22 protein-coding genes and 1 tRNA gene are annotated in these 26,485 nt (G+C 62.5%); 8 read left to right on the top strand and 15 right to left on the bottom strand.

The window, feature by feature from the left end; genetic code table 11:
* The first annotated feature begins 434 nt into the window (after positions 1 to 434).
* Positions 435 to 623 carry a hypothetical protein gene (locus BV071_RS00305; RefSeq protein WP_035600529.1) on the top strand — a complete coding sequence of 63 codons (189 nt, stop codon included), beginning with the start codon at positions 435 to 437 and terminating at the stop codon, positions 621 to 623.
* 1,010 nt (positions 624 to 1,633) lie between these two features.
* Here the strand turns inward: BV071_RS00305 and BV071_RS35045 are convergent.
* Positions 1,634 to 1,759: a hypothetical protein gene (locus BV071_RS35045; protein WP_265593887.1), complete on the bottom strand. Its 126-nt coding sequence runs from the start codon at positions 1,757 to 1,759 to the stop codon at positions 1,634 to 1,636.
* Positions 1,760 to 1,914: 155 nt separating this feature from the next.
* Here BV071_RS35045 and BV071_RS00300 point away from each other — a divergent pair, with 155 nt between their 5' ends.
* A complete protein-coding gene (locus tag BV071_RS00300; protein ID WP_035600525.1) occupies positions 1,915 to 2,232 on the top strand; it encodes a hypothetical protein in 318 nt (105 codons plus the stop codon).
* Positions 2,233 to 2,264: 32 nt separating this feature from the next.
* Here BV071_RS00300 and BV071_RS35040 read toward each other — a convergent pair whose 3' ends face one another.
* Entirely contained in the window at positions 2,265 to 2,510 is a 246-nt protein-coding gene (locus tag BV071_RS35040) for a hypothetical protein (protein ID WP_265593886.1), read from the bottom strand.
* A 464-nt stretch (positions 2,511 to 2,974) separates the two neighbouring features.
* Positions 2,975 to 3,373, bottom strand: a complete 399-nt coding sequence (locus BV071_RS00290) for a response regulator (RefSeq protein WP_035600519.1) — start codon at positions 3,371 to 3,373, stop codon at positions 2,975 to 2,977.
* Positions 3,374 to 3,553: 180 nt separating this feature from the next.
* On the opposite strand from BV071_RS00290, the gene BV071_RS32220 reads away from it, so the two are divergent.
* Complete coding sequence (locus BV071_RS32220; RefSeq protein ID WP_265593885.1) at positions 3,554 to 4,069, top strand: transporter; 516 nt, start codon at positions 3,554 to 3,556, stop codon at positions 4,067 to 4,069.
* 501 nt (positions 4,070 to 4,570) lie between these two features.
* Here BV071_RS32220 and BV071_RS00280 read toward each other — a convergent pair.
* The 10 genes from BV071_RS00280 to BV071_RS35035 all read right to left on the bottom strand — a co-directional run bounded on the left by BV071_RS00280 (position 4,571) and on the right by BV071_RS35035 (position 16,641).
* Complete coding sequence (locus BV071_RS00280; RefSeq protein ID WP_265593884.1) at positions 4,571 to 7,027, bottom strand: hypothetical protein; 2,457 nt, start codon at positions 7,025 to 7,027, stop codon at positions 4,571 to 4,573.
* Complete coding sequence (locus BV071_RS32215; RefSeq protein WP_052572685.1) at positions 7,024 to 7,452, bottom strand: hypothetical protein; 429 nt, start codon at positions 7,450 to 7,452, stop codon at positions 7,024 to 7,026. Before BV071_RS32215 ends, BV071_RS00280 begins: the two co-directional genes overlap by 4 nt.
* A gap of 81 nt (positions 7,453 to 7,533) precedes the next feature.
* Entirely contained in the window at positions 7,534 to 9,477 is a 1,944-nt protein-coding gene (locus BV071_RS00270) for a DUF3604 domain-containing protein (RefSeq protein ID WP_035600739.1), read from the bottom strand.
* 44 nt (positions 9,478 to 9,521) lie between these two features.
* A complete protein-coding gene (locus BV071_RS00265; RefSeq protein ID WP_035600518.1) occupies positions 9,522 to 10,622 on the bottom strand; it encodes a HupE/UreJ family protein in 1,101 nt (366 codons plus the stop codon).
* The gene (locus tag BV071_RS00260) at positions 10,619 to 11,488 is read right to left on the bottom strand and encodes a peptidylprolyl isomerase (protein ID WP_052572684.1); all 870 of its coding nucleotides are present in this window, start codon (positions 11,486 to 11,488) and stop codon (positions 10,619 to 10,621) included. Before BV071_RS00260 ends, BV071_RS00265 begins: the two co-directional genes overlap by 4 nt.
* A gap of 305 nt (positions 11,489 to 11,793) precedes the next feature.
* Entirely contained in the window at positions 11,794 to 12,435 is a 642-nt protein-coding gene (locus BV071_RS00255; RefSeq protein ID WP_035600516.1) for a response regulator, read from the bottom strand.
* Positions 12,436 to 12,487: 52 nt separating this feature from the next.
* Positions 12,488 to 14,029, bottom strand: coding sequence for an ATP-binding protein (locus BV071_RS32210; RefSeq protein WP_052572683.1), 1,542 nt, complete (start codon positions 14,027 to 14,029; stop codon positions 12,488 to 12,490).
* A 1,015-nt stretch (positions 14,030 to 15,044) separates the two neighbouring features.
* Positions 15,045 to 15,728 (bottom strand): two-component regulator propeller domain-containing protein, encoded by a 684-nt coding sequence (locus tag BV071_RS00240; RefSeq protein WP_265593883.1) that lies wholly within the window; start codon positions 15,726 to 15,728, stop codon positions 15,045 to 15,047.
* Between the two features lie 239 nt (positions 15,729 to 15,967).
* On the bottom strand, positions 15,968 to 16,246 hold the full coding sequence (locus tag BV071_RS00235; protein WP_265593882.1) for an integrase core domain-containing protein: 279 nt from the start codon (positions 16,244 to 16,246) through the stop codon (positions 15,968 to 15,970).
* 101 nt (positions 16,247 to 16,347) lie between these two features.
* Positions 16,348 to 16,641 carry a hypothetical protein gene (locus BV071_RS35035; RefSeq protein WP_052572681.1) on the bottom strand — a complete coding sequence of 98 codons (294 nt, stop codon included), beginning with the start codon at positions 16,639 to 16,641 and terminating at the stop codon, positions 16,348 to 16,350.
* Between the two features lie 472 nt (positions 16,642 to 17,113).
* On the opposite strand from BV071_RS35035, the gene BV071_RS35030 reads away from it, so the two are divergent.
* On the top strand, positions 17,114 to 17,383 hold the full coding sequence (locus BV071_RS35030) for a hypothetical protein (protein ID WP_265593881.1): 270 nt from the start codon (positions 17,114 to 17,116) through the stop codon (positions 17,381 to 17,383).
* 541 nt (positions 17,384 to 17,924) lie between these two features.
* Complete coding sequence (locus tag BV071_RS00215; RefSeq protein WP_265593880.1) at positions 17,925 to 18,302, top strand: hypothetical protein; 378 nt, start codon at positions 17,925 to 17,927, stop codon at positions 18,300 to 18,302.
* 822 nt (positions 18,303 to 19,124) lie between these two features.
* Here the strand turns inward: BV071_RS00215 and BV071_RS00205 are convergent.
* Together BV071_RS00205 and BV071_RS00200 are read right to left on the bottom strand one after the other, a co-directional pair.
* A complete protein-coding gene (locus tag BV071_RS00205) occupies positions 19,125 to 20,192 on the bottom strand; it encodes an integrase core domain-containing protein (protein WP_075090811.1) in 1,068 nt (355 codons plus the stop codon).
* A gap of 215 nt (positions 20,193 to 20,407) precedes the next feature.
* Positions 20,408 to 20,480: transfer RNA gene (locus BV071_RS00200), tRNA-Ile, on the bottom strand.
* Positions 20,481 to 21,001: 521 nt separating this feature from the next.
* On the opposite strand from BV071_RS00200, the gene BV071_RS00195 reads away from it, so the two are divergent.
* From BV071_RS00195 to BV071_RS00185, 3 genes are read left to right on the top strand one after another with little or no spacing between them, the layout of a single operon-like run.
* Positions 21,002 to 22,390: a TolC family protein gene (locus BV071_RS00195; protein ID WP_052572678.1), complete on the top strand. Its 1,389-nt coding sequence runs from the start codon at positions 21,002 to 21,004 to the stop codon at positions 22,388 to 22,390.
* Entirely contained in the window at positions 22,387 to 23,325 is a 939-nt protein-coding gene (locus BV071_RS32195; protein ID WP_052572677.1) for an efflux RND transporter periplasmic adaptor subunit, read from the top strand. The genes BV071_RS00195 and BV071_RS32195 overlap by 4 nt, the downstream gene beginning before the upstream one ends.
* Before the next feature lie 32 nt (positions 23,326 to 23,357).
* Complete coding sequence (locus tag BV071_RS00185) at positions 23,358 to 26,444, top strand: efflux RND transporter permease subunit (RefSeq protein WP_035600497.1); 3,087 nt, start codon at positions 23,358 to 23,360, stop codon at positions 26,442 to 26,444.
* Positions 26,445 to 26,485 lie beyond the last annotated feature (41 nt).

Below are 26,485 nucleotides of genomic sequence, written 5' to 3'. Positions count from 1 at the left end.
AGGCATTGCCTTGGGTTTGGTCGCTTACTACTGCTGTCCATGTCCGACCAGCGGACCTTCTGGTAGCGGAAGAAAACATCCGGCGTTGACCGGCCGGAATGGGCTTGGCCTCCGGCACAGTATGCGCGAAATTGCGGGATGGTCGGGTCTCTTCCATTCGGTCAGCAGCGAGCTACCTTCTCTGAATGCGAGAAGGGAGATTGGGTTCTTTCCAAGGAAGAAGGACCGAAGCCCGACTTCATAGTCTCGGGGCCAATCAGATGGTCGGGCCAAGCCTTGTGGGATTTCGCCCTCGTGCTTTACCCGGACCCCGCAGGCGACATATGGGTCTGGAGGCGGGTGAACTGAAAGAGGGAAATCACTTCCGGTGTTGACCCAAAACGGCGGTCGCTAGTCGCTTGCAATCCCGCGTTGCAGGGCGACCGTTGCCAACCATGAGGGTGACGATTGAGGTTCTAAGCGAGGTGGAGGGACTCGAAGTGACGAAGCGGTCTGTGCTTCAAGCCGAGGAGTTCCGCAACGACGAGGAGTTCGAGGCGGCGGCCGTTTCGTTCATCCGGAAATCAAAGATGGCGAACGACCGGGAACTACGGAACGCCACGGCTAACGAGGTGTCGCGCTGAATGCCTTGACCCTTCTGCTACGGTCTATCCGCGGGCCGGGGCCCAAAGAGTCTCGTGGCTCAGGGATTTGCCCCCGGTTCCGCACTTCACTCAGGGATCACGCGAATGGGGCTGGGCGGTGTAGAGGATGCCTTCTGATTCCATTCATGGACGGCGCCTTTCTGCGGGCCTCGAGGTAGGTGTCCACGTCGCCACCTTACGCGCCAAAAGCCAAAAGGAGGCAGGCGATCCGAAGCCGCGTGAACATCGTCGCAGAAGATAGACCCTGTGGTGCCGCTTCGGCAACTTTCGCCCGAGCGGTTCCAATAATGCGGAGCGAGGGATCTTGCCCCCCAGCCACAGGAACTGCAGGATGCCTTTCTTTCTTAATCAGCACGTCCTGCTCCTCTTCCTCTGATCTTCGTCCATACAAGGCGGCTGTTTCTGGCGGTGGTTCACTACCTGACAACCCGCTGCATAGATGAGTTCGCTCCCTCCGCCCACCAGTATGGTGGTCCTTAAGATCGCCATTAAGTCCCGCCGGGCGGTTTCCTTCTACTGGCAATGAAATGAAATCGAAGCCGATCCCTACGCCATCCTCAATGCCCAGAAGACCGGAGCTCTGGTCCTCGTGGCATGGGTGCCCTCCCGGCATGAGTGGGGGTTCTATCGTTACGCGGAAATCCGCGGGCTGATTTTTCTTCCACGATCCTTCGAGCCGCGTCCCGATGTGTCGGCCGTGGTACCAACGGGCACCAGGAGGAAGCGCGACACGGCGGAGGGATAGCTGCGACCCGAAGCCGCGATTGTGCGCCGCAATCACCCATTGCGGGCCCATGGGCTGCCACTAGTGTCGCGCGGCCCTTGGAATGAGCGCTCCACGCGTTGCGCCAAGACCAGCCTGCAACGCGTCCGGCGAGGTCTGGGGAGAACTCCCGGCGCGCCAAGCAGGTGGGCCTGCCCCCTCAAGAATGAAACCAAAATATCAAGACACCGACGTTGTGCGTATCACGAGCGGTATCAATGCGGGCTCAGTTGGGACTGTTGTCGATTGCGCTCTTAGCGGCGGAGTCGTGCTCTATCTCGTAAGCATGGGTGGTGCAACCTCGTGGGTCGAGGAACACCACCTCGAAGCGGTAAACGATTGATCGGCTCATTCGAAAGCTTGTCCCAAGGATGCCCTAGCTGTTCATCCAGCCTCCCAAACGAAAAAGGCCCGTCGTCCTTCCCAGCCAGGAGGCGGCGGGCTTTTCGTTGCCCTTGACCCATCCACTACCCTTCCCCCGTGCGAGCGGTAGAGAAGAAACCGGGCATGAAGGGGACCGTGGAGTCCATGGGTGGGCGGTACAAGCTGCCGGAAGGCATGGCAGACCCGTGCGAGGTGGTGATTGTGGCATGGCCGCCGGGATCGCAGGATATCGAGGTCGAGGACACGCAGGACAGGCGCTGGACTGTGGCACACTGGCTGGTCGATTGTGGCTTCGAGTTCTACGTCGGCGGGCGCTGGGTGGCGGAGTCCGACCCGCGAATACTGAAGCGGCTTGAGGCATCCTTGAACCGCCGGGCCGCCGGTTACTCGGAGGAGTTCAGGCGGAGGGCGGAGATGATCTTGAAGCGATATGGGCGGTGAAAGCTCGGGCCACTGTCGGGGTGATCGGCAGGCTAAACGGCAGATTCGCCGTCGAGCGAGTGGTCGCTGACCTCGGGTGATGGTTCATTGAGGGCCGGTGCTGCGCCGGCGTCTACGACCCACGCCGCCGGCATCCAAAGCTCGTTGCCAGCTACGAGGATTAGATACACGTGATCGCCGTTCAAGAGGGCATCGTCGATCGCGACTCCGTGCTCCCCTTGAAGTGGGCCGTCGACGATACTGACGCTGCCGTGCAGCTTCGGGGAGGGTTCTTTCAACTGCGCAGTATTACCACCGTTTTCGTGACAACCAAGATGTTCCGCATCCGACTTTGGCCGGATGCAGCTTGCCGCATTCCTGCCTTGATCGTCCGTCGTGCGCTTGAGTAAGCGCGATTTTTTCCATGCACCTGCCGCCGCCGGCCTGCCTAGCAACCCTCCGCGCCGCCGGCGCCAGCATGCGCGTAGTCCGGTGCTGGTGGAAGGGAGGAGAGGTTGAAGTCGAGGTTGAACCTCACGCGCTGCTTCAAGCCCCGAAGACTTGTGCGCTGGTGCTCGTTGCCTGGTACGACGGATAGCACTTCTACCGCTTCGCCGAGATCCGCGGACTTGACGTCTCCGATCGGCTGTGTCGTACCGCTTCGACGTTCCCGATCGTGTTCCTTACGCCCGCACCAAGCAGCCGACTTGACCACCGCTAATCTCGCCATGCGGGCCGGGGCAGAAGTCCGGGACTGACGAGCTTAGGTGAATGCCCCCGGTTCCGCACTGGTCGGACAGCAGGCCCAGCGGACCGCATCGAGCAGCGCTTGGATATCGACGGGCTTGCGGAAATAAGCAGCGGCACCGGCATTGCGGGCCGCGGTACGCGTCGCGTCAGTGTCCTGCGCGGTGAGCAAAACAAGCGAAAGTTGAAATCCTCCGGAATCTAGCAGCGTTTTAAGTTCCAAGCCACTAATGCCGGGCATCGTCATGTCCGCCACTATGCAGCCCTTATCGCCTTGCGCCGCGACCGCGAGGAAGGCCTCCGACGATTCAAAGGCTTTACACGGAAGGCCAGCCTGGGTCATCACCCGCATCAAGGCACGCCGCACACTGGCGTCATCATCGATGATGTAGATGGTGGACTGCCCCGTAGCCATGGCACTAGGGATCTTGGCAAAAACCCCGCATCCTCGGCTATTGGACCTTGGTTCAATGGCCGACACCGGGGATTCCGGCTAAGCTCGAAAACGATGCTATCATCCTCAAGGTTCTTGAAAGCTTGGTCGCGAAAGTGGCACAGCGGCTTGCCATTGGGAATCGGCAGCCTTGTCCTCGCCATGCCATGCCTTGCTCAGGACATCGAACCGCGCCGCTGGAGTCACTTGCCGATCGGGGCAAACTTCGTCGGGGCTGCCTACGCGTATAGCAGTGGCGACATCAGCTTAAACCCGGTGCTGCGGATCGAGGACGGAAAGTTCGATCTCCGGACCGCGGGAATCCAATACATCCGCTCTTTCGAATTGTTGGGAAAGTCCGCTCGCTTCGATTTGACCCAAGCTTATCAGAGCGGAACCTGGAGCGGCCTGCTCAATGGCGTTCCCACCAGCGTCGACCGCGAGGGCTTCGCGGACACCGTGCTGCGCTTCGCGGTGAATCTCCACGGGGCGCCGCCGCTCGCGGGCAAGGAGTTCGAAGCCTACGATGCCGCTAAGGAGTGCGAGAACATCGTAGGCCTTGGACTGCTGGTGCGGCTGCCCACCGGCGAGTATCTGGAAGACAAGCTGATCAATCTGGGATCCAACCGCTGCACCTTCACACCGCAGCTCGGCTGGGTGCACAATCAAGGCCCGTGATCGACGGAACTTTCGGCCGCGGCGAGCTTCGCCACCGAAAACGACGAATTCTTCAATGGCAACACGCTGGAGGAAGAAGTCTATTTCGTCGGGCAGGGACACGTCACTTATACCTTCCGTCCCGGGCGGTGGATCACGGCAGGCACCGGCTATGGCTACGGCGGGGAATCCACCGTCAATGGGATCGCCTCCAACGATCTGAAGGGTAATCTGGGCTGGGGCCTGAGCATGGGCATCCCGCTCAGCCGCACCATCGGCATCAAGCTCGCCTACATCGGCACCCGAACGCAGCAGGACACCGGCGCCGACACCGATACCTTCAGTGTCGGGATCCCGGTGACTTGGTGAGGCCGCGCCCGGCTTCCCGGGGGAGGCCAGGACCGTAGAGCTTGGCTCCGAGGCGGAAGATCACTCTGCGGTTGGTGCGGCCACAAAGCCGCCATCATCCCCGCGAACCCACGTTTCGGGGTTTGCGGTGAAGGTGGTGGCCTGCGGGGTGGATCAGCGGCGGCGTTCAGCTCCACCACCTCCTCCTCCCCCACCTTGGCGTCCAGCACCGGAGCGACCTTGTTGGCCGGAGCGCTGGCGAGAGTCTGCGTCCCTGTTGAGCTGAGACGGGGTAGGCTGCTTGTTGGTGTAGCCGCCGCGGTTCTCGTTGACCGGCTTGGGTCGTGTGGCGGGTTGCTGGGTGGTCCGGTCGGTCGGTGGATTGGGTCGCGTGGTGGACTCGTTGGGACGAGTCGTGGGCTGATTGGGCCGTGCGGTCGGTTCGTTGGGCCGGGTGGTCGGTTGATTCGGCCGTGGGGCGGGATCACTGGCACGGCTGGCGGGTTGAGCGGGTTTCGGATTGGTGCTGGTTCGCGCGGCGTTCGGTTTCGTCGCCGGCACCTCGGGTGCGCCTTGCCAGCCGCCGTTCTGACGCTTCTGCCAGTCGCCACCATCTTCCTTTTTGTAGAGGTTGCCATCCTTGCCGACATAGACGTCGCCGCTTCCAGTCTTGCCGACGAAACCATCCGAGCCGTATTTACGGTCCACTCCCACCGCGGCACCGCCACGCGAGGTCTCAACGCCCGCGACCGTGCCCTTGGCATTCGAGCGATGGCCACCACGGATCCATTCGTCGTCACGGACGACCGCCGAACGCCCCCATGAGCCGTAAGGCGTGCTAGCTCCGACGCGACCTGCGGCAGTATTGGTCCACGGATTGTAGGCGGCCTTTGCGCCGACCGCGCCGTTCGGTCCGTAGGCATAAGCACCGCGGGCATAGGTCCCGGTCGCGGGATTGTAAGCTGCACCGTAGCCCGCACCCCCATAGGGGCCGTAGCAATGCGCCCCCTTCCGGTAGTAGCCGGTGCCCGGATGATAGGCCGCGCCGCAGCCGTAGCCATACCAGTGGGGCTTCGGGTAATAGTGGCCGTGCCAGTCGTCGTCATCGGCCAGCTCGTGACCCAGCCACATGCCGAGACCGAAGACCACCAGGCCATTCGCGACGTAGGCTCCGGAGTAACCGGAGGTGCTGCCGACCTGCACCGTCTCCGGCGTGGAGTCATACACGTGCACGTGGGTCACATTATATTTCGGGCTCTCCGGCGGGATCGTGTAGATCGGCTCGGGGACCTTGTCGCAGACCGCCCACGCACCGGTAGCGGCGGGAGCCTGGAACCAGATGCCCTTCTCGCAGCAGTAGTAGAGTTTGGCCACGCGGAAAACATCGCTGTCGGTATTGATTGCGAACTCGACACCCTCGGTGCCGGGCACCGCTTTGAATTTCGGCTCGCCCTCGTAGGCCACCTGGATGGTCGTATTCGCGCGAGTGACCGTAGCGGTCTGCGGGATCGAGGCCAGGATCACCGCTTCATCGGCCTCCGGAGTGCCCTTCACCGAGACGAGCACGTCCGCCTTCGGATGATCCTCGGGAATCTTGGCGAAGTCTTCGGGCAGCGTATCGGTAGCCGCGGCCCACGGTCCTTCGAGTGAGCTTGCGCCGAACCAGCGGCCAGAGGTCAACAGGTAGTAGGTCTTACTGGTGGTATCGAGGAAAAGGTCACTCTCGCTATTGGCGACATACATCAGAGAGGTGCCTGAGATTGGCGCGAACTGAGGCTTGCCTTCGGTCAGAACGATCTCAGAGGGCCGATTGGAGATGAAGACCTTCGGCGCGGTGCTAGCACGGGGCAGCACGAAGAGCTTGGACTTCACCTCGGACCAGTTGCCGTCATCGGGCAGCTTCTTGAAGGCATCAGGCACCGTCGTGGCCAGAGCCCATGAGCCGTTGGCCAGATCCTTGGCCACGAGCCATTGGTTGCCCGCAAGCAGGTAGTATTCGCCGCCCGTCATCAGCAGGTCCCAATTCGTGTTTGCGGCGAACATCAGCGAGGGATCGTCGCCCTTCACCGGCTCCAGCTTCGGCTCGCCGATGAAGACGACCATCACGGCGGGCGAATCGCTGAAGAAGATCGGCGGCGGTTCGAAGCTCACCGGCGTGTCCGCGGTGCTGGCATCCGCGCGATCGACAGCGGCGGTCATCGAATCGAGCGGCAGCTCCAGCGGGCTGTCCGGGGTGAGCACCGAGCGGACAAGCGCCTCGGTTTTTGCCGCGGTGGCGGCGTCCATCTCGGGGAAGCGGAAGCCGCTGACCGTGCGCTTGCCGACGCTGACGCTGCCGCGGTCAAAGTCGGTGACCGTATCGGCTTCGAAGGCGGCGGCGCCGAAGCTGGCCTCGGCACTGCCCTCCAGCTTGACGCCGATCGCCGCATTCGCCTTGAGATGGCGGAACTCCGACCACTCCAGGATCTGCGGCATGTAAATGGCGACCTCGGCCCCACCGACCTTGTACGAGCGGGGCCAGGATTCGGGATCAAGCGCGTCTTCCCCGGCAGCCCGGAGCGATGGCGAAAGGCTAAGCGCGGCGAAAGCCGCAAAGGCGTGAATACGTGTCATCTGGAGATGCGGTTTCATTTGGATGGAGTGGATGAGATCTCGCCCTCGATGAGCGCGTTACCGATGCGTTCGAAGTCGCGGGTCACGCAAAACATGGAGAACAGGATGCCGAAGAGCAGGGCGAACCCGATCGCGGAGAAGGCCACCTCCTCATAGCGGGCGAAGAAGATGGCCGAGAAGACCCCGCCGCTGAAGATGAAGTTCAGGCGGGAGAGGAACAGCGCGAGATGACCGAGGAAGACGCACCGCGGCAGGACCGCCGGTGCCGCATGAAGGTAGCGCAGCCAATAGCAGATCTGGATCAGGATGACCGCTACGACGATACCCCATTTGACGTGCGAGGGGACACCGTAGAAGTTTCCGGCCAGCAATACCCGGTAGAACGGGACGCACCACCACAGGATCATGAAGGTGCCGCAGACCTCGAAGCCGAGGAGGAGCACCCGATACGGCGATATCCGCCAAGATCTGGTAGGTGAGGCTGTCACTTGGCGAATGTCGCAAGCGGCGAACAAGACAGGGTCCTACTTCGCCGGGTTAAACCAGATCGGCGAGGTATAGGCCCTCTCGGTCGTGGTCATGCGGGTGCCAGGGAGCGGCTTCACGCCGAATCGCTTCGCGTCGTAGGCGGTCCAGCGCGGGGTCGGGATCTCGATGACCCGGACGTAGTAGAAGGCGCGCTGCTTGGCGTCGAATTCCGGGTCCTTCCAGACCGTGATCAGCTCCGGCGCGCCGATTGTGTTGGACCAGGTCGCGTTCGCAACATCCACCGTGCTGCCGACGCTCGGCACCTTGGCGTCCGCTCCAGGCTTGCGGTCGCCGCTCCAAGCGACGTCATAGACTTTCTCCTGCACATCGCCCTTGGCATCGAGCCAGCCTTTAATGACTTGGATCCGGTCGAGGTTGCCGCTGAGCGGATCCTTCATCGCGCCCACCAGGAAGCTCGGAGACTTGCCTGCGGGAGCTTCGTAGAGATCGCCGCCCATCGGCACCCCCTTGCTGTAGCCGATTACGGCGGGCTCGCGCGAGTTGGCATCGGCCGCCTCGAAATCCCAGCCGCCGAAGAAGCGCACGGTCATCCGCGAGCCCGTGGTGGCGTAGGTCTCCTTGCGGTACATCGCATCGAAGATTGAGGCCCGGGTGTTCTCCTGGGCCCACACCGCAGCGTAGCCGGAGGATACTACTTCCCAGTCCATGATCTTCACGCCGGTCTTCGGGTTGTCCATGAATGCGGCGGTCATGCGGTGCGCGCTCGGCTCCTGCGGCGTGGTCTTGCCGAAGAAGTTGTCTTCCTCGAAGGAGGCGATGCCGGTGTGCGCGTCGCTGCTGCCCACCAGCCCGAACTTGTAGGGATTCGTCCCGAGCTTGGCTTCCAGCTTGAGACCATTCTTGAGGGCGGACCGGGTGTACTCGAACTCCAGCATCTCTTTCTTCTTCGCCTCGCTGCCGTCGAGGTTGCCCTTGTCCCACAGCTCGTAGTCGGCAAATTCATCGTTCGGCGAGAGGAAGGGGTGAGACTCGCCGTCGCCCTTCATCTGCGTGGCTTCGTAGAGCCGCTCCCACTTCGCGCGGGCTTCCACATACTCGCGGTCAATCGCCTTGCCGAAGGCCTCAGTGATCGGGAACATGGTGCCATTGCTGAGGTTGCCGTTGTGGGCGAGCGCCAGCACGCTGCCGCCGGTCTTCTTCTCGTAGGCGTCCATCCACTTCCACAGCTCGATCGGATTGGTACTGCCCAGCGGCGGGTAGCAGGTGAAGGGCTCGACCTGCATCGCCTTGTCGGCGTTGTCGCGGAAGACGACGTTGCGGTGCAGGTTGTTGCCCTTGTCGAGCGAGGTCCATTCGTAGCCGATGAAGGCGGTGAAGCGGCCCGGATCATTGTAGTGCTCGGCGGCAGCCACGGTCTCCTGCCAAGCACCGCGATAGGCGCGGGTGCCGGGCATATACATCAGCTCCTTCGGGAAGGTTCCCTGGGAAAACTGGCCGATGATATCGAGCGCCGCCTCACCGCCCTTGCCCGCTTGGATCATGTCGTACCACTTGCGGCCCATCGGCGGCGAGAGGACCTCGGGCTTGCCAGCGAAGAGATCCGGGAAGAATCCCATGTTGTCCGAGTGATCGGCGACGACCAAGAAGTCGAGCGGGCGCGAGAGCTTCGCCGGCTGGCCGCTGGAGGCGATTATCTGCTCGCCGCGCGCAAAGCGATAGGCATCGCGCGGATTGAGGCGGCAGCCGAAGGCGCCGGCATCCATCGAGAAGCCGGTGTGCAGGTGGGTATCGCCGAAAAAGGGCCGCGCCGGGAAACTGCGGTCGGCATAGGGCGAGTAGGGGCGCTTCTTGAAGGCCTCTCCGGCCTTGTCCTTGTTGAGCGTCCCGGCGTCGCCGCCGGGAGCTTCATCCGCGGCGAGGGCGGCGGTGCTGATCGCGAGCGAGGTCGCGAGGGTGCTGGCAAATACGGTGGCTTTCATGGCATGGACGATCTTGAAACGGAGCTGATGGAAAAGGCGTGGATTCACCACATGGCGGCGCTGCGTTCTATGACCCAGAACATCGCGGCGCTGCCGATCGCGTAGGGTGGCAGGACCGCGGCCCACTGCGGCAGACGCGCGCGACGAAGCAGCGCGATGACGGCGAGCACTCCGATCACAAAAGCGAGTTGCCCGGCCTCGACCCCGAGATTGAAGAACAGCAGCGCAAGCGGGATGTCATTCGCGGGCAGGCCGACCTCACTCAGGGCCCCGGCGAAGCCGAAGCCGTGGAGCAGGCCGAAGGACCCGGCTACCAGCCAGGGCGCGCGCTCGGTCAGCCCGCGCTGGCCCCGGCGGCTGCGCAGGATCTCCGCAGCCACGAACACGATGCTCAGGGCGATGACCGCCTCGACCGGTGCCGGCGGCACCTTGGCCCAGCCCAGCGTCGCCAGTGCCAGCGTGATGCTGTGGGCGATCGTGAAGGCGGTGATGGTCTTCAGCAGTTGGCGCTTGCCCCGCACGATCAGCACCAGCGCCAGCACGAAGAGCAGGTGATCGATGCCGAAGAGAATGTGCTCGACGCCCAGCGTGAAGTAGCCGCCCGCCGCTGGGCCCGCATCCGCCCCGTGGAAGACGAAGGCGGGTGCATCCGGCCGCAGCATGTGCGAGACCACGCGACCATCCGCCAAGGCCACGCGGACCAGCACATCCACCATCGTCGCTTCCAGACCGTGGACACCGATCTCGCGACCCTCGAGCCCCTGGGGGCCGGCATGGATGGACCAGCGCTTGATCTCCGCACCGAAAATGCGCTCGACGCGCGGCGGCGCCGCCATCTCCCCTCCCCCCGGAAGTAACGGATGGATCGGCAGGCCGCCGCGCGAAAGCTCTTCCGGCGTGGGCACCGGGCAACCGCAGGGCATGGTCTTCTGCGGCCCACTGGCGGCCGCAGGAGCAGCAGCAGGAGAAGGATGGGCCATCTCCTCACCCGCAAGGGGCGCCCCACCGGCGGCGGGGACCTTCCAGACCACGTCGAAGTCACCCGGACCGCGCTCAGTCAGCTCCAGGTAAGCAGGCCGGACTTCATGGCCGGAGGCTCGCACCGCAACGAAGAACAGTAGGAGGATGGCGAGCAGACCTTTCATCGCTGGGCTGTCTTGCTGACCGCTGATTTCGCCAGCGCCGCTTCATCCACTGCCACCTCATAGCGCTCGCGCAGCTTCTCATAGATCTCGCGATTCGCCGTGACACGGCGCTCATCATTGAGGTCGCGCTCCACCGCAGCCCTCACCTCAGAGAGCTTTGCAGGGGCGGCTTCGGAGCGGGCATCGACGCGGACCAAATGCAGGCCGAAGCTCGATTCAACCGGTCCCTGCCATGCGCCGGCCGGCAGGACCGCAAGCTGCTTCGCGAAGTCCTGCCCGAACAAGGCGGTCACGTCATTCTTCTCGCGCTCGGCGAAATTGAAGCCATACAGGAAGGCATCGCCCATCGCCTCGTCGCTCGCACCCCTCGCCAGCGCGGCGAGGCATTCGGCGGCTTCCGTTCCTGCCTTCGCTCCGCGCTTCTCCTTGCTGAAATAGACGTGGCGGAAGCTGACCTGGCCGGGCTTCGCATAGACCGCAGCATGCTCCGCGAAGTAGCGCTCCACAGCGGCCTCTTCCGGCGGTGCCGCGCTGGTCACGTCGTCGGTGAGGAACTCCATCTTCTGCGCCAGCCTGCGGCGCACGATGCTGTCGTCACGGTCGAGACCAAGGGCCAGAGCCTCGCGGCACAGCACTTCCTCGCGGACGTGTGCGGTCACCAGCCCGCGCAGTTCCGCCGCATCCGGCCCTTGCCCGAATTGCCGCTCATAGCCGGCGCAAAGGCGCCCGATCGTCGCGGCGGTCACCTCGATCCGCGGGCCATTCACCTCCGCCGGGCGCTTCGAGCTGCGCCACGCGTTTACCGCGAACAGCAATGCGCCGATCGCGAGGAAGTGGAGCAGGGGTTCTTTGATCAGCTTTTTCATCAGTTCTGCGGGTCAGAATGGAGACTGGGAAAAAAGCAGATGGAGCACCGGTCAACCGGGGCCATCTGAGAAAGCGGATGGCCCGGATAGGCGACCTTGGTGCACCAGGAAGGTCCCCCGCGTGTAGATCTCCGGGCGCGGGCGAAAGAAATCGCGAAACGAGAATGCTTCATGGAATGGAGGAGCAAGGACCTCCCTTCGGCGGCGATCACCTGTCGGAGGGCGAACCTGACCCTGCCAAACACGACCACCCGCTGGCTATTGGACCTTAGTTCAATCTCCGCGCGATCCGCTCCCGTGCCCGATCACTTCACCGCCGCTTCAAATCCTGCGGCAACGCAGAGCCGCACCAGTTGCGCGACCGAGACCACGTGCATCTTCTCCATCACCCGGGAACGGTGCACCTTCACGGTCTGTTCCACGACTCCGAGCTCACCGGCGATCTGCTTGTTCAGCGCGCCCGTGATCACCCAGGCCATCACTTCCCGCTCCCGCTCGGTGAGCGATTCGATCTGTTCGCGCAGCACGCGGCTTTCCGAAACCGCGGCGAGTTGCCCGCGATGTTTCTCCAAGGCTTCGCGGATGGCCTTGAGCAGATCCTCGTGCTCGAAGGGCTTGGGAAGAAAGGTCACCGCACCCTGCTTCATCGCCTGAACCGTGGCGGGAATGTCACCATTCCCGCTGATGAAGATCACCGGACAGGGGGCCGGCCCTGCTGCCAACTCGCGCTGCAACTCCAGCCCGCCAATGCCGGGCATCTGCAGATCGAGCACCAGACAGGCAGGTTGTTCCCAAGCGGCGGGGCGTGCCGCGAGGAATTCCTCCGCCGAGGCAAAGCTCGTCTCGGCAAAGCCCGCCTGACGCGCCACACGGCCCAGACACCGGCACACCGACGGATCATCGTCGACGATGAAGACAGTTGGCGCGAGTGGTTGGGGGGCGACCATAAGACAACACTTGCGATTTGCCCCGATGGTCTAATGAAAGACAAGGGATATCTCAGCCCGCAAACACCGGCAGCAGCAAGCAGAACAGCGCTCCGCCATCCGGGTGGTTCTCCGCCAATAGCTTGCCATGGAAGCGTTCGGCGATGCTGCGGCTGATCGCAAGCCCCAGCCCCAAGCCGCCTTGCTTCGTGGATACAAAGGGCTCGAACAAACGATCCATCATTTCCGCGGGGATACCCGGCCCCCCGTCGTGCACGCGAATCTCCACTTGGGCGCCGTTGAAGGAAGTGGCCACCCGGATCTTGCCTCTTTGCGGAGCGGCCTTCATGGCATCCAGGCCATTGAGCACGAGATTGATCAGGATCTGCTGGATCTCCACCCGGCCCGCCCGTGCGGGTGGTATCCTCTCCCCCGGATCCAATTCCACCTCTACCCGGCGACCGACGATTTCACTATGGAGCAAGCCCAAGGTCTGGGTGACCGCCTGATTCACATCCACCGCTCGCGGTTCGCTCGCGGCTTCCTTGCGGAACATCGCGCGCATGCCGTGGATGATCCCGCCCGCGCGTTTGGCGTCGTCGGCGATGTCATCGAGGATGGCGCCGATCTCCGGCATGTCGGGGGTGCCGCTCTGCAGGTCACGCCGGCCGACCTGGGCATTGCCCAGAATGGCGGCAAGCGGCTGGTTCAACTCATGAGCTAGCGCCGAGGAGAGCTCGCCGAGCGTGGAAACCCGGGTGAGGTGAGCGACTTCGTTCAAGTGCTGCTGGGCCTCTGCGTCCGCCCGCGCGAGCTGCTCGCGTTCCCTCAGCCGCGTCATCTGAAAGCGTGCACGCGATGCGGCAAGCAGACCTCCGGTCGCCATCAGAAGCGCCACCACCCCTCCGGCAAACCAAGCGGTTTGCCAATAGAATGGCTTCACGGTGAAGCGTACGCCGCTCACTGCCTCGGACCAACGTCCGTCGGGGTTGGCAGCGCTGACCTGGAAGCGATAGTCACCGGGAGGCAGTAGGGGAAAGCGGGCGGAGCGCTGGTTGCCGGCTTCGGCCCATCCTCCTTCCAAGCCTTCGAGGCGGTAACGGAAGCGGATCTTGCTCGGCTTGGAGTAGGAGAAGGCTGTGTAGCGGATCTCCAACTCCCGCGGACCCGGAGGGACCACGAAGTTGCCTCCCCAGCCCTTCACCCTCTTCGCGTCTAACAACACATCCTCGATCAGCAGCGAGGGCGGGGCTGCCTCTTTTGTGAAGCGCTCCGGGTCCACTTCCACCAGACCGCGCACGGTCGAGAACAGCAGCGTGCCGGCCTTGGTCCGCAGTCCTGCCGGGCAATAGCCGCCAGTGCAACCCGCGGCCGGCATGCCATCCGATTCATCGAGGGCCAGCGGATGGATCGCATCCGCCCGGCCTGCCGCCACGGCTTCGACTTCGGCCTTCGACACGCGGAAGATGCCGCGGTGGCAACCGAGCCACAGATGGCCCTCATCGTCTTCGAGAATCTGCGTGATGGAGTTGTCACCCAGCCCCTGCCGCCATCGACCGAATGAATCTTTCCATCCTTCAGCCAAGCCAGGCCGCCGCCCGCGCTTCCGATCCATAGCGTGCCCGCGGCATCGCGATAGAGCGTCTGCAGCATGCTGGTGGGGAGTCCGTCCTCTACGCCCCAGTGCCGCGACTGTCCTCCCTCCCAACGGAATAAACCCTTTCCTAGAGTGGCGATCCAGATCGCCGGCCCCGTCTCGCCAACCAGCGAAACCATACGTGCACCAAATGATCCGCCCGCCACCGCCTCGGGGACATCCTTTCCCTCACGCCACAAGCCACCTCCGGCAGTCCCCAGCCAGAGGGTGCCGGCCTCCCCCTCACAGGCCGATAGCCACGATTCATCTTTCGCCGCGACTTTTTGCGGCGCGCTGTCGCCCGCTTTCTTTCGCAACAGTTGCCCGCTGCCGAAGAACCAGAAATCCCCATTGCTCATTCGCAATCCGGAGTGCAGGAAGGGATTGGCCACCCCCTGCGGGACCGGCACAAACTGAAGGTCATCCTTCGATCCGTGGAACAGGCCGCCACCGTAGGTGGTCACCCAGAGCCTGCCGTCGCAGTCCTCACTCAGGCCGTTTACTTGGCCCTTGCGCCCGGGCTCACCCACCGAATGCCAATCCAGCACTCGCGGCGTCACCCGGCTCAAGCCTCCCGAGCGTGTTCCCACCCAGAGGATCCCGTCGCGCCCTGCTTTCACCACTCGCACCGCGGGATCCAATTCCCCGTTTCCGGCCACTGCCTGAAAGCGGCCGTCGCGGAAGACATGCAGGCCGCCTTCTCCGGAGCCCGCCCAGATTTCGCCGCCCGCTCCTTCCGTCAGGCTGTAGACGACTTCGAAGGGCACCCCGTCCGCTTGATTGTATTCCCTCCATGCACCCTCGCGATAGCGAAGTATCCTGCCGTTTCCGATACTGGCCCACAGTGAGCCCCCGCTATCGGCCAATAGGTAGGGCCTCTGGAGCGGTTCTCCGCCCGGGCCTGGAAGCTCCTTGAAGCGGCCTTCGCTCATCCGGTAGAGGCCATTCCCCGTCGCGACCCACAGCACGCCATCCCGGGTCGTGGTGAGTCCGCTCACGACTCCCGCCGCCAGTCCTTCGGCCTCCCCGATAGCCCCGCCTCGAAGCGCTGAAGCCCGCGGTCTCCGCCTACCCACAGGCTACCGTCCGGGGTCATGGCCAGTGCCAGCACGCTGTTTTGCGCGAGTCCCTCGCTCGTGGTGAAAGTCGTGATGGCACCCTCCCGATAATGGCTGAGCCCCCCCCCGGAGGTCCCGATCCACAAGCCATTCTGCCCGTCATCGAGCAGATCCACCATGTAGACGCTCTTCAAGCCATCGGCGAGGCCGTAGGTGGTGAACTGCACGCCATCGAAGCGCGCCAGGCCGCCCCGCGTCCCGGCCCAGAGATAGCCGTCGGCGGTCTGGGCAATCGTCTCCACCGAATTCTGCGGCAGGCCGTCCGCCGTGGTCCAGGATTTCACCAGAAAGGGCGAGCCGTCGCCTCCTCCATCCGCAGCCGCCGCGACGGATCCTCCAATCCACAGCCAAGCACTCGCCAGCGCGAAAATGACGAATCGGCTCGTAATCAGGAGACGTCGAGATCGCATGCGCTTCGCGAAGGGCTTGTCCAAGATCTCCAGCTTGCGCATCTCGCTGTAGCGAAAGACCGCCCAAGAGCCATGACCATGCCCGGACAATGAAGGTCTGCTCCTTAGGCGGCCTTGGTCGGCGTGGTGTTCGGCTTCATCGAGAATCATGGAAGAGATTCTATCCGAAGCATCCCGGCGTCTCAATGCCCCCCACGCCCAGCCGATGGAAATGGGATGACTCGTTCGGGCGCTTGGATCGTGGGCCTGGTGGGCAAGCAGCTCCACCAAATCCCGGGAGTCGATCCACTGATGGCAAATGGGGCACTGGACGAAGTGATGGAGGCCTAGGCGGTTTTCTGAGCGGCCTTTTTCGCTGCCGTAGTGTCCAGAAACTCAATCTATGCCCTTCATGCGGCTTTGCTGTGGTAGTAGCGGAGCAGGCCTCCCAAACGTCTCCGGCACCTCAATTCCCCCGCTTCACCGGCAGCGAAGTTCGCCTCAATGAGCTTGTTCTCCAGCCCTTGGTGGTTCCGCTCGTGGTGGTAGTGGGCACAGAACTCGTCGACCGCTCGCCGGAGCGACCGTTCTCCCACGAGAATCAGATGATCGAGGCACTCGGACTTGATCGACCGGACGAACCTTTCCGCGAATGCGGGCGACTGGGCAGGAAGACGGATTAACTGCACACCCGCGGACCCAAGGATCGATATGAACTCTCGGGTGAATACCGTCGCTCGGTCGTGGATGAGGAACCTGCATTCTCGCAAGAAACCCTCCTGGCAATCTGTCAGGTTGCGCCCCCACCTGACTCATCCACCTCCCGTCGGGTGGAATTCAAGGCTTGGTCGTGAGGAAGAGATGCAACGCTCATCTGGAAGGTCATGCGGGAGATGCCGCCGAGCTTGGCATCGTAGGAGAGGATCTTTTTCGCGACCGTTTCCGGGTCGCCGACCATCAATGCTCTTCCCGGCGATGCGCCCGCGTCGAAGTGAGCCCGCGTGGTCGGTCCCCAGCCGCGTTCGTTGCCGATTTCGTTGAAGCTGCGCAGGGAGTCGGGTGAGAAGCCTTCGGCTGCCTGCACGTTGCTCTCCGCTACAGCCTATCGCGTGGACTCCCACGGTAAAACGTTCGGGCGGGTGACCGGCCTTTGCTCCTGCCTGGCGGTAGAGGTCGACCAAAGGACGGAAGCGCTCCGGAGTCCCGCCGATAATCGCGACCATGAGGGGAAGTCCCAGAACACCGGCACGGATGAAGGATTCCGGAGTGCCTCCGACCCCGAGCCAGATCGGCAGTGGGTTTTGGATCGGACGCGGAAAGATTCCTTGTCCGGTGAGCCGCAGTGAAAGCTCAGGCAGGCGTCGGAGATTGCAAGCGAATTGGCTGGATGGTAGCCCTCGGCCATGGATCTCAATGCCCCGATCGTTCCCGGCATCTCTGCGGCAGGCGTCAGCTTGGGTGAGGACATTTTCGAACTCGAGGCAGCTAGAGAGGGAACACTTCGACGATCGACAGCGTGCGACACAGTTACCATTGGACCGGTGCGGTTATCGGCAATGCCATCCACCGGGAAGATCATCGAGATCTGCGTCTCCGAAGGCTACAAGGGCCAAACGCCGCAGGGTATTCGTCTGGGCATGACCTTGGAGCAAGTCGCCAGGGAAGTGGGCGAGCCCTATGAGGATGACGAGGACGCCCTCCTCGTAACTGGCATCCCGGGCCTCGCGCTTGAGACGACCGCTTGGGAGGCAAGGAACGATCGAGGCTTCGATCCGAACGGAGTCATAACCCACGTCTTCGTCTTCACGCCCCGGGTGGATGATTGAGTCCGAGCCCGATGTCGGACCGTCAGCCATGCATGCCGTAGCATTGTTTAGAGAGTGCGAGAGAAAGTCTTTCGGACGGGACGCTTTCGAATTTCGTGGTCGACCTCGACCCTGCTTGTAACGATGTGCTGATCGACATTCGGTATGAACTTGCTGATGGAAAGATCTCAGCCTCATACGAAGGACTTGAGCCAGTTGAGGGCGAACAACCCGCGGATCGGCAGACGCGTTGCTTGAAGAATATTAGAGAACTCGTCCCCTCACTCTTCGAGCTCAAGATTCGAGCAGTGGACCCGGGCGGTCCGACTAACAGCAAGGTTATTTCTCTCTAGCAGTTGCCCGGACTGCTGCGGGGAGGCTTTATCAGGGGGCAGCGGGGACTGGACGAGACGACGACAAAGGAGAAGGGAAGTCGCGGGAGGGGCATTTTGGCAGACTGTTGGTCAATGGCGACGGCTATCGAAGCAAGATTAACGCTGCTACCAAGAGTCTATACGAGATTGTCGCCATTACGACCGGAGAAGATTCACGCCAGTGGCGCGTGGAAACGAGCCTCTATCGCTTTACTTGGCCAATGCCGTACCGGGTGAGTGCAAGGGAAGAAGATGCCGGGGTATCTGCCGTGAATTTGACGGGAAGCGGGGGAGAACTGCTCTTCATCCAATGTCCCCGAAAGCTCCCACCGCTCGAAGAAATGGGAAGTTCTGATCAAAAGATTGTCGAAATCAACCAAACGACCCGAACCGTGCTTTTGGAGTATGCCTTCGATCGGAAGATGTGGCGGCAGCGTCACACTGTGCGTCAGGTTGGTGGGTTGGATCTGGTGGTGAGTATGCAAGCCCCTTTCGAGATTTTCGAACGCTTTGAGCGGGATGTTGCTCCTGTTTTGTCCTCGCTCGAAGCGATGCGTGGTGATTAGCCTGCTCCGCCTAAGAGGCCAGACATCGAGAACATCATGTGCGGCCTTTCGGTTGCAGTGAGTTTGACGTTCGCCGGGACGCGTCGAACAACCTCAATTACATTTAGTTCTCACGTGATCACGGAACCAACTAGTGGGATGATTCTGCCACAGCTGTTGATTGGCCCGATAGTGTATCGAACAACCTGTCCGTCCAGAACGGCAGGGATCGGAGGCTTGATCGGTCCATCTCCAGTCCTGACCTCAAAAAGGAGCTTTCGCTTGCAGAGAGAGCTTTCGCCAGCTAGCGGATCACTATCGAACTATGGACGAGAAATGTGACTTCTGTGACCCGACTCTGGTGAGGGAAATCGTTGCAATTTCCGACAAGCTAAAGGAGCCCATTCGGTTGCACAGAGTTAAGTTCAATCGAGCACTATGGGGTCTAATTTTTGGATTATCATGCACTGTCCTATTCCGTGAATCGATGGGGTTGAGTAATACCATTGGCGGTTGGAGAGGGGTGGTGACGATGGTTGTGCTTCCGCTTCCGGTGATCGCGATGATCGCTTGGAATGTGCGCGGCCTGAAGGACGTCAGGAGAAGAGTTTATCGAGAGGAAGGACTCTACTGTGTCAACTGTGGATCTGCGCCAGAGGATGGAGAGCAGGATTTCGTGGACTGGGTTGAACTTAGGGCGTGCCGCCGCTGCGGTGGCAGGCTGGCGCGTTACGAGACGACTGAATGACTTCAAGGATTTTGCCCCGACTGGTAAGATGTGCAGGTCTACCGGAGTTGTTAAGCGGGCGGCTCGCGTAGTGTCCAGAAACTCGATCTCTGCTCTTATGCGGCTTCCCTGTGATAATAGCAGAGCAGACCACCCAAGCGTCTTCGGCACCTCAATTCTTCCGACTCACAGCCTCCGAAGCTTGCCTCGATGAGCTTGTTCTCCAGACCTTGGTGATTCCGCTCTTCGTGGTAGTGGGCGCAGAACTCGTCAACCGCCCGCCGGAGCGATCGTTCTCCCACGATAATCAGATGATCGAGGCACTCGGACTTGATCGACCTGACAAACCTTTCAGCGAACGCGTTCAGATTGGGCGACCTGGCTGGAAGGCGGATTGACGCCACACCAGCGGCCTTGAGGATCGATATGAACTCTCGGGTAAAGACGGTCGCCCGGTCATGGATAAGGAACCTGCACTCCCGCAGAAACCCATCCTGGCAATCGGTCAGATTCCGTCCGACCTGCTTCATCCACCTCCCGTCTGGCTCAGGAATGATCCCGGCGATGTGGACCCGCCGGGTCGCCAGACGGATCACGAAGAACACGTGATAACGGGTAAGACGTCCCCAACACCATAGCTCCACGGTGAAGAAGTCAGCCGCACCAAGTGCCTCCCAGTGGACGCGCAGGAATTCCGCCCAACTCGTCCCCTTCCCTCGCTCCGGTGCTGGCTCCATCCCTGCATTCTTCAGAATCCCTGCAATGGTGCCACGGCCAACGTCGTGCCCGAGGTTGGCTAACCCACCTTGGATCCGGGTGTAGCCCCAACTTCGATTCTCGTCCGCCATCCTTAGCACCAGGCTTCTTATCTGCTCCGTTGTAGCAGGACGGCCTACGCTCCGAGATGAACCGCTTGAGTCGTACTTCCTCGCAATCAGCTTCCGATGCCAGGCCAAGAGAGTCTGCGGAGAAACGATCGCCGCGACCTCTTTGAGCCGACTCAATCCAATGCGCTTCGCCCTCAGGGCCAAGCGCCTCCTTTGATCATCGGAGAACTTCAAACGCTTCCGACCCTGCAATTCCTTGAGCACACGCACTTCCTCCTGAAGATACTCGATGACGTCCTGCTGCTGTCGGTTGATCCAGCCTGCCAGGACCACGATCATGAGGGTAGCGATTCCCATCACGGGAGCTTGGCAGAAGGCCTCCCTTTGAACAGCCAGAAAAAGGCAGATCCGCTTCCACTCAGCCCTGAACATCAGACACTTACGCCGCGTTTGAATTTCTGGACACTACGGTAGCGGCCCGCTACTGGTCTTCGCTTCCAAATGTGGCCTATAATTGCCCTAGACCAACTTCAAAGAGACTCAAAAAAACACCTAACTCCATGATTGTCAGATAGGCCCGGTGGGGTTCGAACCCACGACCAAGGGATTATGAGTCCCCTGCTCTAACCGCTGAGCTACAGGCCCTTTAGTGAGTTACAACGATCGGATTTGGCCGAATGCATTCTTCTGGTGCATCCCCTCGCAAGAACAAAACACGAGTGGGTGTAACAGAAAGCGCAATCCAGCAAATCCAAGGTTGAGAACCTCTTTCGTCATCGGGCGGGCAATTACTACGCGGTCGCCAAGGTCGCTGGCAAGGTCCGACGCCAGTCTCTCGACACTTCCGGTTTCAACTTAGCCGCGGCCTGCCCGTAGAACGCTGCGGGGCTCCCTCGGACACCAAGAAGGCCGAGAGCAGAGGACAGGCTCTGACCAACGAAGCCGCCCGCGAGGATCCGGGCCCCAAGGAGCCAACCCGGCACCGCTGCCAGCAGGTCGCCGCCTCCATGCTCGCGGCCCCAGCAACAAAAATCGTTAGAACACGAAAGAAAGGAGAGGCAACCCCACCTTCATCATCAATCTCTCATGTTCGACGTGTAAAACTTTCTGATGTCCACGGCGAGGCGGCCTTCGATCCGGAGCTTCTGCGGGATCCTTAAGTTTGCATGAAGCCAAGTGTTCCCGCCCTAGTTTCCGCCGCGATCCGGTTCGGCATCTTCGCGCTCGCACCACTTGCGCTCTCCGCCTGCACTGCCTACCAGCCACAGCTTCTTGATCCTTCCGCCACTGCCGCGGATTTCTCCCGCCGCCGTCTGGACGATACCGCGCTGCGCCAGCCTCTGATCGACGTAGGCTCAAGGGAGGCAAGACGCGCTTGGCCTATGGGGAGCTGGAGCCTGCGCGATCTCCAGACCGTGGCCCTGTGCTATCACCCGGAGATCGCCGTCGCGAAGGCGAAGGCCGTATCCGCCACCGCCGCAATCACCACGGCGGACACCGCGCCGAATCCGGTCCTGAACTTCGCGCCAGAGTATGGCGTCAACCCCGGCTCCGGGGTCTCACCGTGGGTTCTTGGCTTCTCCCCGGACATCACCATTGAGACAGCAGGCAAGCGCCACGAGCGGACCACCCAGGCTCAGCACCAAGCCAACTCGGCGGCCCTCGCGATCGCCGACAAATCGTGGCAGGTTATCTCCGCGGTACGCTCGGCGCTTGCCGATCTGGAGGTCGCCAAGCGCCGGCTTTCCGTCTTCGAGGAGCAGCAGCGCAACGACGATGAACTCGTGGCCGCTCTGACCGCCCGTGTCAGCGCCGGCGAGTCCCCACACAGCGAGCTTGCCGTCTATCAGAGCCAGCGCGGACGCAATGCGATCGATCTAGCCGACGCCCGCAGCCGAGTGGAAGCCGCCCAAGCCAAGCTGGCCGATGCCATGGGTATGCCGGCGGCGGCACTGAGGGGCGTGGTGCTGGGCTGGGCCTCGTTTGAGAAGCTCCCCCCCTTGCCGAGCGAGGCCAAACTCAGAAAGTCGGCGGTGCTCCAGCGGAGCGATCTGCTCGCCGGTCTGGAAGACTACGCCGCCGCCGATGCCGCGCTGCGACTGGAAATCGCCAAGCAGTATCCGGACATTCACCTGAATCCGGGCTATACCTTCGACCAGGGCCAATCGAAATGGGCTCTGGGCGTGGGCCTGACCCTGCCGGTGGACCGCAATCTCGGACCGATCCGCGAGGCCACCGCGAAGCGCGACGAAGCGGCCGCTGTCTTCCAGCGCCTCCAGATCGGTGCCAGTGGCGAACTATCGCAGGCGCTTGCCGCCTACCGCGCTGACTTGGCCCGCCTCAAGGAGGTGGAGGGACTTCTCGCCATCCAGGAAAAGGAAGTGGAGAACGCCACGGAGCTATCCCACGGCGGCGAAGGTTCCCGGAGTGCCGTGCTGGAGGCCAAGGGCACGGCCATCCAAGCCAAGCTGGCCATCGTCGATGCCACCGCCCAAGCCCGCCAGTCCCTGGGCCAGTTGCAGGACAGCGCCCACCTTTCAATCGAATCTCCATGAAGATGCCGTTCGCCCCACCCACAGCCCTGCTTCTTCTGCCGTTCCTCTTCTGTGCCATCACTCCAGCCTCACAGGCGCTGGAGATCGATGCCGAGGCCCGGGGAAAGCTAGGCTTGGCCACCGCACCCCTGAAGGAATGCACGATCCCGCGAACCAGCCCTGCCTTCGGGACCGTGCTCTCCCCCGCTCCACTTATCGATCTGCTGCGCCAGCGGGACACGGCCATTGCCACGGCCGGATTCTCGAAGGAAGCGCTGGCCCGAGCTGAAAAGCTCTTCGCGAGTGGCGAACTCGTGGCCCGCAAGGATGTCGATGCCGCGCGTGCCCAGCAGGTTCAGGACGAAGCCCAGATCCGCGGCCTGGAGGACCGCATCACGCTGGAGTGGGGCCCCGCCTTCGCAGCAATGTCCTCTGGCGACCAAGCCTCTTTCATCGCCGAACTTCTCGATCGGAAACGCTTTCTCGCCCGCATCGCGCTTCCCGGGCGCAAGTGGCCCGAGGCCGCGCCAACAGGTGCCACCTTCCATCCTGGAGGCGCAATGACGAAGCCCTTCCACTCCGCGGCCATCTACCAATCCACCACCACGGATCCCGCTTTCCAGAGCCTCTCCTTCCTCACAGTCTTCGAGTCGCCAGGCATCTCTCCCACCCCCGGCACCGCAGACTCTGCCACTTTGGAATTGCCTGGGGAGCCAGAGCATGGACTCCTGGTCCCGGAGAGCGCGGTCGTCTTCTTCCAGGCGCGGGCCTGGATCTACAGCGTCCATGGTAGTGGGGACGAATTCCAGCGGATCGAGATTTCCACCGATCACCCGGCGCCGGGCGGCTGGTGTGTGGCTAAGGAAAAGATCGGCACCGATGAAGTGGTCACCACCGGAGCACAGGTCCTGCTCTCGGAAGAGGCCCTCTCCGCGCACCCCGCGGAAGAGGACTGATTGGCCCTATCCCACACCTCACACGGCTCCGCATGCTTCGCTCCCTCATTCATTTCTCGCTGCGCTATCGGTCTGTCGTGGTCCTAGCAGCGGTACTAGTCATGGCGATCGGCGTCTGGCAGGCACCCAAAATGCCGCTCGATGTGTTTCCTGACTTCGTGCCACCGCAAGTCACCATCCAGACGGAGAGCCCCGGACTGGCGCCGGAGCAGGTCGAGCAACTTGTGACCTATCCGATCGAAGCTGCCGTCAGTGGCATCGCCGGGATTGATACCGTCCACTCGGAGTCCAGCCAGGGTCTTTCCGTGGTTTCGATCTTCTTCGACCAGAGTTCGGAGATCCTGGCCGATCGCCAGCTTCTAACAGAGCGGATGACGGAAGTCAGCGCCCGTCTGCCCAAGGAAGCGAAGGCTCCCACCCTCTCGCCACTGGTGTCCTCCACCATGGACTTGCTGAAGGTGGGCCTCACCTCCACCAAGCTCCCGCCACTGGACCTGCGCACCTTCGCAGACTGGAATCTCGCACCGCTGCTGCGCGCCGTGCCCGGCGTGGCGGAAGTCAGCGTGGTGGGCGGTGAAGCCCGCCGCATGGAGGTGAAGTTCGACCAGCAGCAGATGGCCCGCTACGGCGTGACCTTGGCGGATCTCACCCGGGCAGTCACAGGCTCCACCGGCACCCGCGGTGCTGGCTACGTCGAGACGCCGAACCAGCGGCTGCTGCTCAGCGCAGAAGACCCGGCCGTGGATCCGGATGTGCTGGGAGCGGCCATCGTCCGTGGCAGCGGCGGGGATGCGGTCCGGCTGCGGGATGTGGCGGAGGTAAATCTCTCCGCCTCACCGAAATTCGGCGATGCCCTGATCATGGGCGAGCCAGGAGTCCTGCTCGCGATGACCAGCCAACACGGGGCCAACACCCTGGAGGTCACACGCCGGGTGGAGGAGGCTCTCGACAACTATGCCAGCACCCTGGAGCGCGAAGGCATCACCCTGCACCGCGGCTTGCACCGTCCCGCGAATTTCATCGAGCTCGCGATTCATCACATCCGTGATTCGCTGCTGATCGGGACCTTGCTGGTGGTGGCGGTGCTGCTGCTCTTTCTGCACAGCCCGCGCACCGCACTCATTTCCTTCGCCTCGATTCCCCTGTCCTTGGTTGCGGCCATGCTCGTGTTCCGCGCCTTCGGGGTGACCTTGAACACGATGACCCTCGGCGGTTTCGCCGTGGCCATCGGCGTGGTGGTGGATGATGCCATTATCGATGTGGAAAACATCGTTCGCCGCCTGCAGTTGAATGCCGCCCAGTCCGCACCGCTGTCCGCGATGCAGGTGATCCTGGAGGCATCCATCGAGGTGCGCGGCGCGATCGTCTATGCCACCCTCATCGTCATTGCCGCCTTCATCCCGGTCTTCGTGCTGGGCGGGGTGCAGGAGCGTTTTTTTGCTCCGCTGGGCCAGGCATTCGTTGTCGCCACCCTCCTCTCGCTGCTGATCGCGGTAACCGTCACTCCTGCGCTGTGCTCGATATTCCTGCGGGGGCGCGCAAAAGACCGTGAGCCCTTCTACCTGCGCTGGCTGCGCGGTCTGCACTCCGCCGGGCTGAAGCTGGCCACGCGCTTCGCATGGCCTCTGGTCCTACTCGTGCTGGCTGCCGGTGTGGGTGCGGTCGCGCTGGTGCCCAAGCTGGAAAAGGAGTTCCTGCCGGAATTCCGCGAGGGCCACTTCGTGATCCAAGTCGCCACGGCACCCGGCACCTCACTGAAGGAGATGAACCGCCTGGGTGCCTCCATCTCGCACGAGTTGCTGAAGGACCCGCGACTGCTCTCCGTGGAATTTCAAGCCGGGCGGGCCGAGCAAGGCGTGGATACCTGGGGCCCGGAGCGCGCCGAGATGCATGTCGAGTTAAAGCCGGACCCAAACCTGAATGAGGCGGCGGTGCAGGAGGACCTGCGCAAGCTGCTAGAGGGGTACCCCGGCGTCCAATCCGAGGTCCTCACTTTCTTGGGTGACCGCATCGGCGAATCGATCGGTGGCGAGACGGCTGCCGGCATCGTCAGCGTCTTCGGCAATGACCTCGACATCCTGGCGGAGACTTCGACCTCCATCGGCAAGGTGCTGGAAGAGACTCCCGGCACCGCGGACGTAATCGTGAGGTCAGCCGCGGAGGGGCCACGAGTGGGCATCCGCCTCAAGCCCGCAGCCATGGAACAATTCGGCCTGCTCCCTGCGGATGTCATGACGGCGGTGCAGACCGCCTACCAAGGCACGGAGGTCTCCCAGCTCTACCAGTGGGGCCAGATCATCCCGGTAGTCCTCGTGGGACCGGGACCGGAAGGCAGCATCGCCAGCTTGGGCGAGCTACCGCTGGTCCAGCCTCCGGGGCCCACCCTGCGTCTGGCGGACGTCGCGGACATCTTCGTCAGCTCCGGCCACGCCGTGATCGAACATGAGGGCGGTCGGCGGCTTCAGCGCGTGACCTTCAATACCGAGGGCCGCTCGATTTCCTCCGTCATGGCTGAGGCCCGAAAATCCATCGACGGCAAGATCCGCCCCGGCGGCGGCACCCAGATCTCCTACAGCGGCGCGGCCGAGGCGGAAGCCGAGGCGAACCGCAACCTGATCATTTCCTCCGCCTTTGCCGTCACGATCATCGTGATGATCCTGTGGATGGCCTTTCGTAGCGGCCGGCACCTGACCCTGATCCTCGTGAATCTCCCTTTTGCTCTCGTGGGCGGGATCTTCGCACTCGGGCTCACTGACATTCCCTTGTCGCTCGGCGCTCTCGTCGGGCTTGTTGCCCTCTTCGGCATCAGCGCCCGGAATGCGATCATGCTGCTTTCCCACTACGAACACCTGGTCCTGAGCGAGGGTCTACCTTGGAACCGCGAGACAGCGATCCGAGGTGCGGGCGAACGGCTTATCCCAGTGCTGATGACGGCACTGGTTACCGCGCTCGCCCTCGTTCCAATCGCTCTAAGGCCCACCGCTGCCGGTCAGGAGATCGAGGGCCCCATGGCGATCGTGATCCTCGGCGGCCTAGTCTCCTCCACCCTGCTCACGCTGCTGCTGCTACCGGCACTGGCCGAGCGCTTCGCCCGCTTTCACCCGGAACAGGAAACCTGAATGCCGCCCCGCCTGGTACGCGCTAAAGAAATCTCCCGACA

This window comes from Haloferula sp. BvORR071, assembly GCF_000739615.1.
In the GTDB taxonomy this organism is placed as follows: domain Bacteria; phylum Verrucomicrobiota; class Verrucomicrobiia; order Verrucomicrobiales; family Akkermansiaceae; genus Haloferula.
This window is presented reverse-complemented; position numbering and strand designations above follow the sequence as displayed.